13 protein-coding genes are annotated in these 15,972 nt (G+C 49.2%); 5 read left to right on the forward strand and 8 right to left on the reverse strand.

Features of this window, described 5'->3' with window-relative positions:
• The first annotated feature begins 46 nt into the window (after positions 1–46).
• The gene (emtA, locus tag K0778_RS00655; RefSeq protein WP_001301104.1) at positions 47–658 is read left to right on the forward strand and encodes a membrane-bound lytic murein transglycosylase EmtA; all 612 of its coding nucleotides are present in this window, start codon (positions 47–49) and stop codon (positions 656–658) included.
• A gap of 1 nt (position 659) precedes the next feature.
• Here the strand turns inward: emtA and K0778_RS00660 are convergent, their stop codons facing one another.
• A complete protein-coding gene (locus tag K0778_RS00660; RefSeq protein WP_000020169.1) occupies positions 660–1,394 on the reverse strand; it encodes a flagellar brake protein in 735 nt (244 codons plus the stop codon).
• Positions 1,395–1,594: 200 nt separating this feature from the next.
• On the opposite strand from K0778_RS00660, the gene K0778_RS00665 reads away from it, so the two are divergent.
• A complete protein-coding gene (locus K0778_RS00665) occupies positions 1,595–1,849 on the forward strand; it encodes a GlsB/YeaQ/YmgE family stress response membrane protein (protein ID WP_001310727.1) in 255 nt (84 codons plus the stop codon).
• A gap of 177 nt (positions 1,850–2,026) precedes the next feature.
• Positions 2,027–2,467 (forward strand): protein YcgY, encoded by a 441-nt coding sequence (gene ycgY / locus K0778_RS00670; RefSeq protein ID WP_000615067.1) that lies wholly within the window; start codon positions 2,027–2,029, stop codon positions 2,465–2,467.
• Positions 2,468–2,545: 78 nt separating this feature from the next.
• On the opposite strand, the gene treA is transcribed toward ycgY, so the two are convergent.
• The 4 genes from treA to dhaK form a co-directional block, all read right to left on the reverse strand.
• A complete protein-coding gene (treA, locus tag K0778_RS00675) occupies positions 2,546–4,243 on the reverse strand; it encodes an alpha,alpha-trehalase (RefSeq protein WP_000841714.1) in 1,698 nt (565 codons plus the stop codon).
• Between the two features lie 319 nt (positions 4,244–4,562).
• On the reverse strand, positions 4,563–5,981 hold the full coding sequence (dhaM, locus tag K0778_RS00680; RefSeq protein WP_001301101.1) for a dihydroxyacetone kinase phosphoryl donor subunit DhaM: 1,419 nt from the start codon (positions 5,979–5,981) through the stop codon (positions 4,563–4,565).
• A gap of 10 nt (positions 5,982–5,991) precedes the next feature.
• Positions 5,992–6,624, reverse strand: coding sequence for a dihydroxyacetone kinase subunit DhaL (dhaL, locus tag K0778_RS00685; RefSeq protein ID WP_000059411.1), 633 nt, complete (start codon positions 6,622–6,624; stop codon positions 5,992–5,994).
• Between the two features lie 10 nt (positions 6,625–6,634).
• A complete protein-coding gene (gene dhaK, locus K0778_RS00690) occupies positions 6,635–7,705 on the reverse strand; it encodes a dihydroxyacetone kinase subunit DhaK (RefSeq protein WP_000733715.1) in 1,071 nt (356 codons plus the stop codon).
• A gap of 227 nt (positions 7,706–7,932) precedes the next feature.
• Here dhaK and dhaR point away from each other — a divergent pair, with 227 nt between their 5' ends.
• On the forward strand, positions 7,933–9,852 hold the full coding sequence (dhaR, locus tag K0778_RS00695) for a dihydroxyacetone kinase operon transcriptional regulator DhaR (RefSeq protein ID WP_001350505.1): 1,920 nt from the start codon (positions 7,933–7,935) through the stop codon (positions 9,850–9,852).
• A 99-nt stretch (positions 9,853–9,951) separates the two neighbouring features.
• On the opposite strand, the gene K0778_RS00700 is transcribed toward dhaR, so the two are convergent.
• The 3 genes from K0778_RS00700 to pth all read right to left on the reverse strand — a co-directional run bounded on the left by K0778_RS00700 (position 9,952) and on the right by pth (position 15,380).
• Positions 9,952–12,819, reverse strand: coding sequence for an autotransporter outer membrane beta-barrel domain-containing protein (locus K0778_RS00700; protein ID WP_001334788.1), 2,868 nt, complete (start codon positions 12,817–12,819; stop codon positions 9,952–9,954).
• Positions 12,820–13,587: 768 nt separating this feature from the next.
• Complete coding sequence (gene ychF, locus K0778_RS00705) at positions 13,588–14,679, reverse strand: redox-regulated ATPase YchF (protein ID WP_000505866.1); 1,092 nt, start codon at positions 14,677–14,679, stop codon at positions 13,588–13,590.
• A 116-nt stretch (positions 14,680–14,795) separates the two neighbouring features.
• Entirely contained in the window at positions 14,796–15,380 is a 585-nt protein-coding gene (gene pth / locus K0778_RS00710) for an aminoacyl-tRNA hydrolase (protein ID WP_000152933.1), read from the reverse strand.
• Positions 15,381–15,657: 277 nt separating this feature from the next.
• Here pth and ychH point away from each other — a divergent pair, with 277 nt between their 5' ends.
• Positions 15,658–15,936: a stress-induced protein YchH gene (ychH, locus tag K0778_RS00715; protein ID WP_000823885.1), complete on the forward strand. Its 279-nt coding sequence runs from the start codon at positions 15,658–15,660 to the stop codon at positions 15,934–15,936.
• Positions 15,937–15,972: the final 36 nt, after the last annotated feature.

Here is a 15,972-nt window from a genome sequence, read left to right on the forward strand (position 1 = left end):
GCCGTTGTCACCTCAACGGCGATTCCAGGCTATAAGGATAGAAGAAGTGAAATTGAGATGGTTTGCCTTTTTGATTGTGTTATTAGCGGGTTGTTCATCAAAGCATGACTATACGAACCCGCCGTGGAACGCGAAAGTTCCGGTGCAACGTGCGATGCAGTGGATGCCAATAAGCCAGAAAGCCGGTGCAGCCTGGGGCGTCGATCCACAATTGATCACGGCGATTATCGCTATCGAATCGGGTGGTAATCCGAACGCGGTGAGTAAATCGAATGCCATTGGTTTGATGCAGTTAAAAGCTTCAACCTCCGGACGTGATGTTTATCGCCGTATGGGCTGGAGTGGTGAGCCGACGACCAGCGAGCTGAAAAATCCAGAGCGTAATATTTCAATGGGGGCGGCTTACCTGAATATTCTGGAAACCGGCCCGCTGGCAGGCATTGAAGATCCGAAGGTACTGCAATATGCGCTGGTGGTGTCATACGCTAACGGGGCAGGTGCGCTGCTACGGACTTTCTCGTCAGATCGGAAAAAGGCGATCAGCAAAATCAACGATTTGGATGCTGACGAGTTCCTCGAACACGTAGCGCGAAATCACCCTGCGCCGCAGGCTCCGCGCTATATCTACAAACTTGAGCAGGCACTGGACGCGATGTAAATCAGTCGCGCACTTTGTCCGCTTTTTCCCGGGCTTCTCGCTCGAGAGAGAAAATAATCCGCTGTAATTGCCGCTCCACCGTCGGGCTGACGTTAAGAAAACGGAAGCTCAGACGGGGAGTGGTGATGGTTTCATTCTTGCCATCAATCACTTTGCGCTCGCTGATGGAGATTAACTGGGCGTCAAAGTGAAAAACACCCCATTGCCCCATGTTGACTTCAATCTGAGCGAAGCGCATGCCTTCTTGTAATTCGGCAGGCTTTGCTGTTTCCAGTAATGCGCCCATGCCGCCTAACGACAAATCATACAGGCGGAAACGTAACGTACTGTTATCCGCCAGTTTGGTCTGGCAAAAATAAGGCGGATGGAGTGGGGCGGAGATGCGGAAATATCGGCGTCGTTGTACAAACCATAAGGTGGGAGGCGGTACGGTAATAAATGCCGGAAGCTGCAAGTATTCACTCTGCTGTAGTTGTTCAACAGTAAACTCGACTTTCGCACCCTGAGTTTCGGCGGTAATGGTAATGTGCTGTGCCTTTAGCACGGCGATGTTGTCTTCGGCTTGACTGCCGAAATCCAGCACCAGTTTATCCGGGGTTATTGCCAGTAATTTGCTGATCAGCTGCCCGCCATTCCAACTGAGACGCAAAGGAATTGCGGCTTTGTGCAAATCGCGTAACACGCCCAGGACGGCTAACGGATTTTGTTTCAGGAACTGCTCATGGTAATGACTCACGCGGAAAAACTCCTGACTGACAAACTGTCTTTGGTTTATCGGTCACAGTTAACAAAACTTAATACAAATGCGTGAATATTTTTTACATGTTGTTCTTAAATCAGCCGACATACGCCCAGCATCGATCCCGCCCTTGCCTATACTTAGAGCGTTGATGTAAGCATTTCTTGCGTCCGATTCATCGAAACGAGGGCCTGAACATGGGAATTATTGCCTGGATTATTTTTGACCTGATAGCCGGCATTATCGCCAAGCTAATCATGCCGGGGCGTGATGGTGGTGGATTTTTCCTGACCTGTATTCTCGGGATAGTCGGTGCGGTGGTCGGCGGCTGGCTGGCGACCATGTTTGGCATTGGCGGCTCCATCAGTGGTTTTAATCTGCACAGCTTCCTGGTGGCGGTGGTGGGAGCTATTCTCGTTCTGGGCATATTCCGCCTCCTGCGAAGAGAATAAGATTTTCATAAGGCGGATAGCGATACAGATGCCGCTATCCGCTTTCACATCAGAACGTATACTCGACACCTGCTTTACGGGTGAAAAAAATCAATATAGCACTTCGATATCCGATAAAGTCGGTTCCCGGTAACAACAACAGAATCCTTTTTTAATTATTGTTTCGTTGTTTTTGGTGTGATTCAGAAAATAAATATTTTAGACAGTAGCCAGTCAGGCGTTAAAAATGGGGCGGATAGTGAGGCGGTTTTGGCTGCGCTTATTGAACATTTAGAATTGATCAATCCTTCTGGCAGATTAAGCCAAAATACCCGTTCGGCAATGCTTCAGTTACGCGAAGAGGAATGGTCTGAATTCTTTTTTTGGTTGCTAAATTCTCTGGAGTGTCTGGATTATGTGATTATTAATTTAACTCCAGAAAGCAAAAAAACGTTGATGAGTGAACACCGTAACAATATTCAGGTAGCAATTGATGCTTTATATAGCCAACGTCGGCGTAAATCGCCGGGTGATGAAAGTGAAACACTTACCCGTAGAAATGACGCTATCTTCGGCAACCACGTATGGCAAACATTTGCGCAATACTTCCCGCCAGGACTTGAAAAACCGTCTGTGTAGAAAAAACCATAGCTATGGTGTTATCTGCCGACAACGCCATCCGGAGAAGCCGAATGACGTTGTCGGAGTAAGCGCTGGTTAAGGTGTGGGTTGTGCCTCTTTGGTTGAGGGTTGCGTCGTTGCTGACTTAACGGTCGGACGCGTCGCCGGAACATTGTCACACGGTTGCTCTTTCGGGCAGATCAAATCCAGCATTTTCAGCGTCACGCCATTGGTCCAGCCAAAGCCATCCTGTAATGGATATTCGCCACCGCCGCCCCCCGTTCCGGTGGTGCTGACATCATATTTTTCCACCAGCTTTTTCTCCCGGTCATAGGTGTGCTGAACATTGGTCAGGAAGTGCCAGCTAATGTCCATCGCCACCTCTTTTTGCCCGTAGTTTTGTAATCCTTCTGTCGCGACCCACTGTAACGGTGCCCAGCCATTTGGCGCATCCCATTGTTGCCCACTTTTCACCGACGTGGTGTTCAGGCCGCCGGGTTGCAGCAGATGTGTTTTCGTCGCCGTCGCCATTTTGTTGGCGCGATCTTTCGCTGCCGCATTGACGTACAGCGGGAACAGGGCGGCCGCGGTTAACTGATTGCGCACTTTATGACTTTTCAGGTCGTAATCGGCATACCAGCCTTGTTGATCGTTCCACAGGTATTTTTCGATCCCTTTTTGACGGGCATTTGCCAGCGTTTCGTACTGGTTTGCCATCGCGTTATCTCCGGCAGCTTTGCTGGCGCGGGCGAGGATTTTTTCCATTTTAAACATCAGGCTGTTCAGATCGACCGGTACGATGCTGGTGGTGCGTAAGGTATTTAACTGCTGCGGGTTGTCCATCCAGCGCGAGCTGAAATCCCAGCCAGACGCAGCGGCAGAGCGCAGGTCGCGGTAAATTTCAGTGGCAGGTCGATTCGGATTGCTTTTGGCGGTGGCAATATCTTCCACCCATGACTCTGGTCGTGGCGTATCGCGATCGTCCCAGTAGCGGTTGAGAAGGGTACCATCCTGAAGTTTGACAACGCGTTTTTCCTGTTGTCCGGCTTGCAGGTTTTCAACACCGTCCATCCAGTAAGCATATTCTTTTTGCATTTGCGGCAGGTATTGCTTCAACGCGGCATCGCCTTCATGCTGCGCCAGTAACTCTACCATCAGGGCAAAGAAGGGCGGTTGCGAGCGGCTTAAATAGTAACTGCGGTTGCCGTTGGGAATATGACCGTAAGTGTCTATTTCATGAGCAAAATTGGCCACCATATCCGCGACTTTATCCCAGTGACCGCTTTCGGCAAGTCCTAACATGGTGAAGTAACTGTCCCAGTAATATACCTCGCGAAAGCGTCCGCCCGGCACGACATAAGGTTCCGGCAGCGGTAACAGAGAATCCCATTTTTCGGTGTTTTCGGTAGAACGCGTTAATACCGGCCAAAGTCCGTCAATATGTTCGCGCAGTGACTGCCCCTCTGGCGGAACATATTTCTCGCCTTCTTTCGGCAGGGTGAAATTGACGTTAACGAAATGGCGCAGATCAAATCCGCTCTGGTTTTGCTGCATCCGATAATCAGCAAGGATCATCAGCGGATCGCTGTTCGGCACGGCATCGGCAAAGGTTTTTTGGTCCGGAAAAAGTTTGGCGTTTTGCACATCATTAAACAGCGGCCCTAATAAAATATCAGGCGGCTGTGGTGTTACCGGTGTTTCTTCTGCCTGCACCGATAGCGCAGCGAAACACAAAAAGATACAGGCTGGAATTAACGCCATTTTTTGCGGGCGAGAAGGTGCGGGGGATTTCATCAATCATTCTCCTTTGGCGAAACCGAATAAAACGGTATTCAAGTATCAGAAAACCTTAGTTCAGGATCGCACTAGCTGCATGATCGAAATCTCATTCTGCGAACTGTCAGGCATTTTAGAAAAGGGAATTAAAGGGATAAATAACGGCGAAATAGAGTGATCAAATAACGTCTGTTTATTAGCCAGCCAGCGGCGTTGGGTTCGTGATTAGCGAAGAAAAATCATCATAAATTGGTGAAAAATATAACAGGTAGTTAAAAACCATTAGTGCTGAGTAAATTGCCGGATGACATCAGAACGATGCCATCCGAACAGTGGCTTAACCCTGACGGTTGAAACGTTGCGTTTTAACGTCCAGCGTTAGCGTTTCTTCTGGTTGTATCGCATACAGTTTCTCACCCTGCTGGCAAATCCAGCCAATCCCCAGTTCACGGGCGATTAGGGCGCTGTGGGATACCGGACTTCCGGCGCTAAGGCAGATACCTTTTACAACCGCCGGATCCAGTTGCAGTACTGTGGAAGGATAAATGTTCTCCGCCAGTAGAATAGTTGGCGAGTTAAACTGCGGGAGTTCTTCTTTCGTTTGGGTCAGGTGGACCAGGGTGCGATGCAGAAGATCGTCCACATCAATATAGCGAGCTTGTAGATATTCATCATCCAGTTGCTGGTATTGCTGGCTAAGTTCTTTAAGAACTTGCTGCCAGGCATATTCTGCCGTGCAATGTTCATGCTGAAGGAGTTCGCTTGCCGCCGCCAGCAGTTCCGGATCATCTAACAGTGTATGGTGACCAGAAAAGATTGCGGCAATATCGTCAAGCCCGCTGGCTTCTGCTTTCGCTGTTAACGTCATCAGATCTAATAACGTGAAGTCAATAGCCTGGCGTAATCGATCTTGTTCTTCTTCCACGGTCAGGGTTGATTTTGCCTGTACCGTACATAAAACTGGTTGATAATAAAAGGCTTTACCCGAAACAGGCGGAACGGGACGCAGAGTAGGTGGAGCGACTTCCTCCGTTTCACCAAAGTTATCTTCAGCCAGCTGACGGAAAGCGATCAGTGCCTCTTCAGCTTCTGGCCCTTTCGCAATCAGGCGCAGCGTATCGTTATAGCGAACTTGTAGTAACGCAATCTGGTTAATACTCTCTGGTGTGACGCATTTGCCGTTTTTTTCCAGCAACATATCGGCATTAAATGTCGATAAGGTATAAACCAGCCGGGAGGCCGGACGTACATGCAGGCCGTTACGGTTTTTTATGACCACCGCCAGAGAACGGGCTTCTTCATCGTACGCAGGACATGTGTCAGAGATTTCAGTGTCGGAGGACGGTAAACCCAGTTGTTCACGTTTGGCTTCCAGCGCATGCATGGCGTCAAAGATAACTTTGTCGATATCCGCCCCCGAGGCCGCGCTGACCGTTGCTGCCAGTGTACCTTCGACCAACGGCGCAGCACACAAACGTACTTTTGCGGCGATCTCGGGAGCCAGCAATTCCAGCGCAGTTTCAGCACTCAATAATGCGCTACCCATATCCATCATGACCAGCACATGGTCGGCATCAGCAACAGATTCGATGGCCTCCATCACTTTGACGGCATCGGTACCAATGGGATTTTGTGGATCGTCAATTCCCGCGGCAATGGCGATTTTACAACTATCACTCATTAACATCTGACGGGCTAATTCACCGACACCTTCTCCCAGTCGGCTGCTATGTGAAACTATGACCAGGTTTACCATCACCAATTCCTTACTCTTTTGCGGCTAACGCCAACATTTGCATCATAAACATCACCGAGGTCGCGCCGGGATCCTGGTGACCAATACTGCGTTCACCGAGATAACTGGCGCGGCCTTTGCGGGCTTGCATCGTAATCGTACTTTGTGCAGCGGATTCGGCGATGCTACTGGCAGCTTCGAGCGCCACCGGAACAGAGAGATTTTGCTCGCTGGACTGACGTAACGATTCCACCACCGGCACCCACACATCACACATGGTTTTATCGCCAGGTTCGGCTTTCCCGCGACTGATTACGCCGTCCGCGCCATCGCGGAACATCTGATAAAGCTCTTCCAGTGTCAGGCTTTGCCGTGCCTGGGTCGCCTGTGCGGCGCGGATAAAGAAGGTACCGAACAGCGGACCACTGGCACCACCGACGCTGGAAAGCAGCGTCATACCGGTATTCTTGAGAATGAAACCGATATCTTTATCTGCGATAGCAGGGAGTTTTTCCACCACTTTGCTAAAGCCTCGGTTCATATTTAGCCCGTGGTCAGCATCGCCAATTTCGCGATCCAGTCCGGTAAGATACTCGCTCTCGGTGCTGAAAATATCGCCACAACGAGTGAGCCAGTTAACAATTTGAGTTCTGCTCAGTGACATTGCTTTCTCCTTATTTACCCCAGTTAAGGGCCGGGGTGTGGACCGGGGCGTCCCAGAGTGCCAGCGTTTCGTCATCAACTTTCAGTAAGGTGATTGAGAAACCGGTCATATCCAGTGAGGTGCAGTACGCGCCAATTAAATTACGTTCGATAGTCAATCCCGCTTGCTGGCAACGTGTGGTCAGGCGGTTATAGACGCCGTACAGCTCAGAAAGCGGAGTTGCGCCAAGATTGTTAACCAGCGCAATCACCCGATCGCCAGACTGGAGCGGTTGTTTGGTTTGTTGTTCTTCCTGCCAACTGCCTTGTTGATAATCCCAGAAACGCAAAGTGCGATGGTATGAGCCATTTACCAGCAGGGTGTCGAACATTTCATCGACGGTTTGATCAAGGGAAGAGAAGGGGCGGCGGTCAATACCCGGCTCACCATGAATGCCGACGCCAAACTCCATCTCATTATCCGCCAGGGTAAAAGAAGGTTTGCCCGCGGCAGGAACGGTACAGGCACCGAGAGCGATACCTATTGAGTGGCCTTGATTATTCAGCTTACGCCCCAGTTCCGCACAGGCGTCCAGTGAGTCGCCACGCTCCGCCGCTGCGCCTACGAGTTTTTCAATTAATACGGTGTTGGCAACGCCGCGTCGCCCGGCAGTATAAAGACTGTCTTTTACCGCAACGTCGTCATCAATGACCACAGTGGTCACTTTTACGCCGCTATCGTGCAGTAACTCGGTCGCTGTTTCAAAGTTAAGAATATCGCCGGTGTAATTTTTGATAATCAACAGTACACCTTCGCCGCCATCAACTTGCATGGCGCATTCAAAGATTTTATCGGGCGTCGGTGAGGTGAAAATTTCGCCCGGACAGGCCCCCGAAAGCATCCCCTGACCGATATAACCACAGTGCATCGGCTCGTGTCCGCTGCCGCCACCCGACAGCAGGGCGACTTTTCCTGCAACAGGGGCATCAGCTCGGGTGACATACACCGGATCCTGATGCAGTGTCAGCGATGGATGCGCTTTCGCCAGTCCTGCCAGTTGTTCGTCCAGTACGTCTTGCACATCATTGATCAATTTTTTCATTATTTTGCTCCAGCAATTACGGTAGGGCATGGATGATGTTCAACGACACGGCGACCACTGACTGCCGATGAATCCATTGTGCATCAGGCAAGGGAAAAGAAAATTAGCCCAAATTATGTTTCATAGTGAAACATATGCTTTAATGAATGTTCCATATTGAAACTTTTACGTGTATTAATACTTAAAATTGCGAGCCGGAACACCTTTTGTCATAAGGGATGCGGGATATGAGTGGCGCTTTTAACAACGATGGTCGGGGCATATCTCCCTTAATTGCAACCTCCTGGGAGCGATGCAATAAGCTGATGAAACGGGAGACATGGAACGTACCACATCAGGCCCAGGGCGTGACATTTGCTTCTATTTATCGGCGTAAGAAAGCGATGCTGACGCTCGGGCAGGCTGCGCTGGAAGATGCCTGGGAATATATGGCACCGCGAGAGTGTGCGCTGTTTATCCTCGATGAAACCGCCTGCATTCTCAGCCGTAATGGCGATCCGCAAACCTTGCAGCAGCTAAGTGCACTGGGATTCAATGACGGCACGTATTGCGCCGAGGGAATTATTGGTACTTGTGCGCTATCGTTAGCGGCTATCTCTGGTCAGGCCGTGAAAACGATGGCCGATCAACATTTCAAACAGGTACTCTGGAACTGGGCCTTTTGTGCAACGCCGTTGTTTGACAGCAAGGGCCGATTGACGGGAACAATAGCGCTGGCGTGTCCGGTTGAGCAAACTACCGCAGCTGATTTGCCGTTGACGTTGGCAATCGCCCGCGAGGTCGGAAATTTACTGCTGACGGACAGTTTGCTCGCTGAAACTAACCGTCATTTAAATCAACTTAATGCCCTGTTAGAAAGTATGGATGATGGCGTGATTAGCTGGGACGAGCAGGGTAATTTGCAATTTATTAATGCCCAGGCGGCGCGGGTCTTGCGCCTTGACGCGACGGCAAGTCAGGGACGGGCAATCACTGAACTCTTAACGTTACCCGCCGTATTGCAACAAGCAATAAAACAGGCACATCCGCTCAAACACGTAGAAGCAACCTTTGAAAGCCAGCACCAGTTTATTGATGCGGTGATAACCCTTAAACCGATAATAGAAACGCAGGGAACCAGCTTTATTTTGTTGCTCCATCCTGTGGAACAGATGCGGCAGTTGATGACCAGTCAATTAGGAAAAGTCAGCCATACCTTCGCTCATATGCCACAGGACGATCCGCAAACCCGCCGCTTGATTCATTTTGGTCGCCAGGCGGCGCGCAGTAGCTTTCCTGTCCTGCTTTGTGGAGAAGAGGGCGTGGGCAAGGCACTGCTAAGTCAGGCAATTCATAATGAAAGCGAGCGTGCTGCAGGTCCTTATATCGCCGTCAATTGTGAGTTATATGGTGATGCTGCGCTGGCGGAAGAATTTATTGGTGGCGATCGCACGGACAATGAAAATGGCCGTCTGAGTCGGCTGGAACTGGCACACGGCGGCACGCTGTTTCTTGAAAAGATTGAATATCTGGCGGTGGAGTTACAGTCTGCTTTGCTTCAGGTTATCAAGCAGGGGGTTATCACGCGACTGGATGCGCGGCGTTTAATACCAATTGATGTCAAAGTGATTGCAACAACGACCGCGGACCTCGCAATGCTGGTGGAACAAAATCGTTTTAGTCGCCAGCTGTATTACGCGCTGCATGCATTTGAAATTACCATCCCGCCTCTGCGTATGCGGCGTGGCAGCATTCCGGCGCTGGTGAATAACAAATTACGCAGTCTTGAAAAACGCTTCTCTACGCGGCTGAAAATTGATGACGATGCCCTCGCTCGCCTGGTTTCTTGTGCATGGCCAGGCAACGATTTTGAACTTTACAGCGTCATCGAGAATCTTGCTCTGAGTAGTGATAACGGGCGCATTCGCGTCAGTGATTTGCCGGAACATCTGTTTACCGAGCAGGCGACAGATGATGTCAGCGCCACCCGCCTTTCCACCAGTCTGTCATTTGCGGAAGTTGAAAAAGAGGCAATTATTAACGCAGCCCAGGTCACAGGCGGTCGCATTCAGGAAATGTCGGCTTTACTTGGGATCGGCCGCACTACGCTGTGGCGGAAAATGAAGCAACATGGCATTGATGCAGGGCAGTTTAAGCGCCGGGTATGAAAGACAGAAACGATTTCTGATACATCAGAGTGATCTGTATTTCATTCCGGCGCACGCTAACAATTTTCAGCATCGTTTAAGGGCTTGTCTATCCCGCACTTAAAAGCTGAAGCGATATCCTCCGTTGACTTGCTTCTGATCAAAGAGGTTACCCTGCGTGTAATCCGCTTCGAGATAGAATGTGTGCTGTTTGTTATACTGTGCACTGACTCCCACGCCGTTATTCCAGCCATTACCTTTGAAACTGTACTTCTCCCGGGAGTTGTTCAACAGATATTCGGTATCCCCTGAAAACTCGCGGATAGCGCCAGTCTTCACATAGACATTCAGCTGGCTGTTGCCTGCGGTGATGTCATACCCCAGTATCATGCTGGCACGCCCCAGCAGCGATTCGTAGTGATTCAGATGTATATTGAGGCCATTACTCGCCTTCATAGTCATCTCATTCTGGTGGCTGTATGTAAGCTGGGTTTGCGGCTCTATATAGAACCCATAACCAGTAGGGGACAGGTTGAACCTCTGCCCGGCTTCCAGGGAGATGCTCATTCCATTCGCAGTGCCGTTGGCGTTAACGCCGTTGTTCTGACTGTCCAGTACGTGGAAACTATTTTTCTGGCGCGATGCTTTTATAACGAGATCGCTGTAAAAACCGTTTTGTGCCATGTAACTGGCGTACATTCCCATGTAGTCTGAACGTGCGGTACCGTCGCCTCCGCTATAGTCCGGCGATGCATGTGTTGAGCCAATATACAGACCGACATACAACGGCATTACATCAGAGAGACGTTTATCCCCACCAAACTGGATACCGCTGTAACCCATGTCAAAGCCGCTCAGTTTGCCACTGGCAAAGGAGTCCAGGCTTCCCCCATAACTGCGCAACCAGATATTACCGTCTTTACTCTGATTTCGCAGGTCACCCATCCGTTGCATCAGCGTACGGTTTTCAACATAGTTCAATAAGTAACCGACATTGAGATAATTGCCGCCAGCATCTGCGGTCGTGGTGGGTTTAGGCGTGGGAGCGGGTTCAGGCGTAGGATCGGGGTTGACTATGGGAGGCTGAGCGGGAGCTGGTGTGGGTTCAGGATTAGGAGTCGGTTCCGGAACTGTCCCGGAAGCGTAAAGCTCCCAGTTAGTGCCATTTTTACGCACATCGTACAGATATCCCCCCAACTCAACCTGAGAAGACGCGCTGAACGAGGCCGCGCCGTCAGTGGTTTTTACCACTGTCAGAACTTCATTTCCCGTTGTGGCCTCGCTGCCCTGGTTGCGGATAGCCAATACGTGATTACCAGCACTACTCCCGCTGATATTCAATAAATCCCCTTTATTATTAACGCCATTACCCTCGCCAACAACATCAGCACGCATAATAAAGGTACTGTTACCGCTCAGGTTCTCTACGTTTAATGTGGCAAATGTGCCGGCAGTTGACCCGTGGCTGGCAAAATCGACAGTTGAATGGCTCAGCGCCAGCGTGTCGAGATTAGAATTACTTGTTACGTTCCAGACGCTGTTATTCATTGCAACGTCCAGTTTTCCGCCATTGACATTATCGCTGAGGGAGGAACCTGTCCAAACCGACCCAGGGTGCATATCCAGATTGATTAGCCCACCTTTGGAAAGAACGCTACCGTTGATAAGCATACGACCCGAGGCGTTGATGCGGCTGGCGGCATAACCATCGTCATGTTGCGTTGCGATGGCCATCTGGTCGGGTGTACTCATATCAATGACCAGATCGCTCGTGAGGTCGATCTGGCTGTTGGTCATGGCATAAATTCCCCTGGCTCCTGCCGCGCCGGTGATAGCCAAACTGTCTCCGGTTATTCTACCGCCGCTGAGAGCCCACAAACCCAGCGCCAGACTGCCATTACGATCAACTGTAATATCGGTATTTTGCATGTTGACAACAGCCGTTGCCGTCTGGGCCGAGGCACCATAAGAACCGCCGGAAAAGATGCTGTTTCGTTGCGCTGCCGTGCCAGTAAAATTGATTATCGCGTCTGAACCACTGGTGACGAGGCCACCGCCCTGCGCGGAAGAAATATGGCTATCTGCACCGATAGTGGTTGTACCACCACGAACTTCGACGCCATTGGCCGCGGCTCCAGTTACATCAACAGTGAGTGCATTCGCGCTAACCTGGCCAAAGCTCCAGAGGCCGTGAGCATTATCGCCATTGGTTTTAATGGTACTGTTTGTTCCGAGATCGACAACAGAGTTTTTCTGTACGTTTATCCCCATGGCGCTGTAGCCCTGAACATCGATTGTCAGGTCTGTAGCCGTAAAACGCGCAGCACCATTGGCGTTATTGCCGTTGAGACCACCGATATAAACACCTGTACTTCCATCGGTCGTGATTTTACTTCCGCTTCCAAGATCGACACTGGTGCCATAGTCATTGATGGTTAGGCCTATACCGTTCGAGTTTTCAATGGTGAATTGAGTGGCTGTTAGTGTTGAGCTATGCCCAATAATGATGCCGTCATCGTTACTCTTAATGGTGCTGCCTGTGCCTAAGTCAGCATGGGTATAGTCACCAATTAAGTTAATGCCGATGGCAGAGGTTTGACCAACAACATCTACTGTGAGTCGGTTAGCTGTCAGGGAGCTGTTTTTGCCCTGAATAATGATTCCTTTTGCATATCCAGAGGCGTCGTTGACATTGACGGTGACATCATTACCCAGGTTGATATTGCCAGGCGTGTTTCCTGCTGGGGTCATTACACCATAGAGGTTTCCTGATGGATCGGCGGTATCTCCTGTAATTCTGTCACCATCATTAATAGTAATATTGGTGCCATATTGACTTCCTGTATCAGCAGCTATCAGCAGGGGGGAAAAGATAATTGCATTCAAACCAATAGCGCCAAATTTTATCAGTTGAATTGAGGGCGAACGGATTTTTAATTCAGCGAGACGATCTGCTTTGGTATTCCCATTGTGTTGTTTGATGCCCATACCACTCCTATATAGTACCCAGACTATGGGTCTATGGATTTTGTCATTTTGTTTAAATCAATGAATAATATCCTCTTATCATCATGATATTTGTATGGTGCAATCATGATGAGCTTCTCAGAGAATAATTCTCTATTACCGGGCAAAATCAGGAACACAGGAATTAATATATATTTAACATCCCCCTTACAAAGGTGAGTTTATATCGAGTTATTCCCTAAGTTGTCGTTACTTATTCCAATTCGTTACTATAAATATGGCAAAAATATTACAACAAACAGCGGTTAAAAAATTTGGTGAAGATTTTTTGTAATAATCCTAATTAGTTATGGGAGTTTCGCTTGATGTATCTGCATAACAAAAACAATATGCGCCATTTTTGCATTACTAATAAGAAAAAGCAAAAAACATCGATATTCATTTTTGGTCAATGGGTTTTCTGGCCTATCGTTGTTATTGTGCTACTGGTTATCATTTTCATCTTGCCAGCATATTGGAGCGTGATCAATTTTGATCAGCTGTGAAGGGGGCTGATGTGTAGTGATACAAAAACTTACGTTATATCACTGCTAATGAGATATCCGTCATCTGAACACTTATGTCTTTAATTATTCTCGTGGTTCACTATAGGCAATAAGCACAAAAGTGTAGGATGTTACAAGAATGATTAGGACTCGGTGAAATGAAAAATCCACGCAATTGCGTGGATTTTATATACTTTTGCGCTCTTCATGAGATTTAGCGAAACCTCATAAGACAATAAATTAATTAGACGTTGAAAAGGAAGTTCATCACATCGCCATCTTTCACGATGTAATCTTTACCTTCTGCACGCATTTTGCCTGCTTCTTTCGCGCCTTGTTCACCTTTGTAAGTGATGAAATCTTCAAACGAGATGGTTTGTGCACGGATAAAGCCTTTTTCAAAATCAGTATGGATTTTGCCCGCTGCCTGCGGCGCGGTTGCTCCAACCGGAATGGTCCATGCACGCACTTCTTTCACCCCAGCGGTGAAGTAAGTTTGCAGGTTCAGCAGTTTATAACCGGCACGGATCACACGGTTCAGGCCCGGCTCTTCCAGCCCAAGCTCCTGCATAAACTCGTCACGTTCTTCGTCGTCCAGTTCGGCAATGTCTGCTTCAACAGCAGCACAAACCGGAACCACAACAGAACCTTCTTTCGCCGCGATTTCACGCACCTGGTCAAGATATGGGTTGTTTTCAAAACCGTCTTCGTTGACGTTGGCGATGTACATTGTTGGTTTCAGCGTCAGGAAGCTCAGGTAACGAATAGCCGCTTTCTCTTCAGCGCTTAAATCCAGCGCGCGCAGCATACCTGCATTTTCCAACTGGGGCAGGCATTTTTCCAGGACCGCCAGCTCAGCTTTCGCGTCTTTATCGCCACCTTTGGCTTTCTTCTGTACGCGATGAATCGCACGTTCGCAGGTGTCGAGGTCTGCCAGCGCCAGTTCGGTGTTGATAACTTCAATATCGTCAGCCGGGTTAACTTTGCCGGAAACGTGAATGATGTTGTCATTTTCAAAGCAGCGAACAACGTGACCGATCGCTTCGGTTTCACGGATGTTGGTCAGGAACTGGTTACCCAGACCTTCGCCTTTCGATGCGCCTTTTACCAGACCGGCGATATCGACAAATTCCATGGTCGTGGGAAGCGTACGCTGCGGTTTTACGATTTCAGCCAGTTGATCCAGGCGAGGATCAGGCATTGGTACGACGCCTGTGTTCGGCTCAATGGTGCAGAATGGAAAGTTGGCCGCTTCAATACCGGCTTTGGTCAGCGCGTTGAACAGGGTAGATTTCCCGACGTTGGGCAAACCGACGATACCGCATTTGAATCCCATGATTTAAATCACCTTAATATCTTAATAATCAACCTGTTATTGCTAACAGATTGCAGAAATGGAAATAACTTTGCCTATTATACACGGCACTCGGCAAAAATGCCGCAGACAACGACTTATTGCGCTTTAAAGGCGTGCAATCGGTTCGTTGCTTTGGTCAAGCCATCTGTAAACCACATTTCAGTACAACGCGCCGCTTCGTCAATGGCTTCATCAATTAACTTCTGTTCACTAACAGGCGGTTTGCCTAACACAAAACCGACAACTTTATTTTTATCGCCCGGATGACCGATTCCGATGCGTAAACGGTGAAAGTTAGGGTTATTACCCAATTTACTGATGATGTCTTTCAGTCCATTGTGACCACCATGGCCACCGCCCAATTTAAATTTGGCGACGCCAGGAGGCAGATCCAGTTCGTCGTGGGCCACCAGAATTTCGTCCGGATTAATGCGGAAAAAACTGGCCATCGCCGCAACGGCTTTGCCGCTGAGATTCATAAATGTAGTCGGGACTAACAGGCGGACATCTTCGCCTCCAAGAGTGACTCGCGAAGTATAACCAAAGAATTTAGCCTCTTCGCGCAGCGGAGCGCGCAAACGCTCTGCCAGTAAGTCAACGAACCAGGCACCAGCATTATGTCGCGTTGCGGCGTATTCAGCACCGGGGTTCGCCAGGCCGACAATCAATTTAATCGTCACGTTTTTTTGTCCTGAGTGTGTACATAACTGGCGCGTAGTTTACTGGTTGCGGCCCCGCTTGACAAAAAACTGCGTATCAAATGCAGATAACGTAATAATTGCCTGAGCGGACTATTAGAAAGTCAAGGTGTTCAGGCGTTTATTTGTAAAGTTTTGTTGAAATAAGGGTTGTAATTGTGATCACGCCCGCACATAACCCACTGGGTGTTGTCTATACTTTACACATAAGGAAGAGGGGTATTCCCTGTTACAACCCAGAAAGTTCCGGAGGTGACATATGAAACGCAAAAACGCTTCGTTACTCGGTAACGTGCTCATGGGGTTGGGTCTGGTGGTAATGGTGGTCGGCGTGGGGTATTCAATCCTCAACCAGTTACCACAGTTTAATATGCCCCAGTATTTCGCACATGGTGCAGTGCTAAGTATTTTCGTCGGTGCCATTCTCTGGCTGGCGGGTGCCCGTGTTGGCGGGCATGAACAGGTGTGCGACCGTTACTGGTGGGTTCGCCACTATGACAAACGTTGCCGCCGTAGCGATAATCGCCGTCATAGCTAACAAATAATGCAGTTTGCTGACCAGTCAGTTTGCGCT

Source organism: Escherichia sp. XD33 (genome assembly GCF_019375075.1).
Lineage (GTDB): Bacteria > Pseudomonadota > Gammaproteobacteria > Enterobacterales > Enterobacteriaceae > Enterobacter > Enterobacter flexneri_A.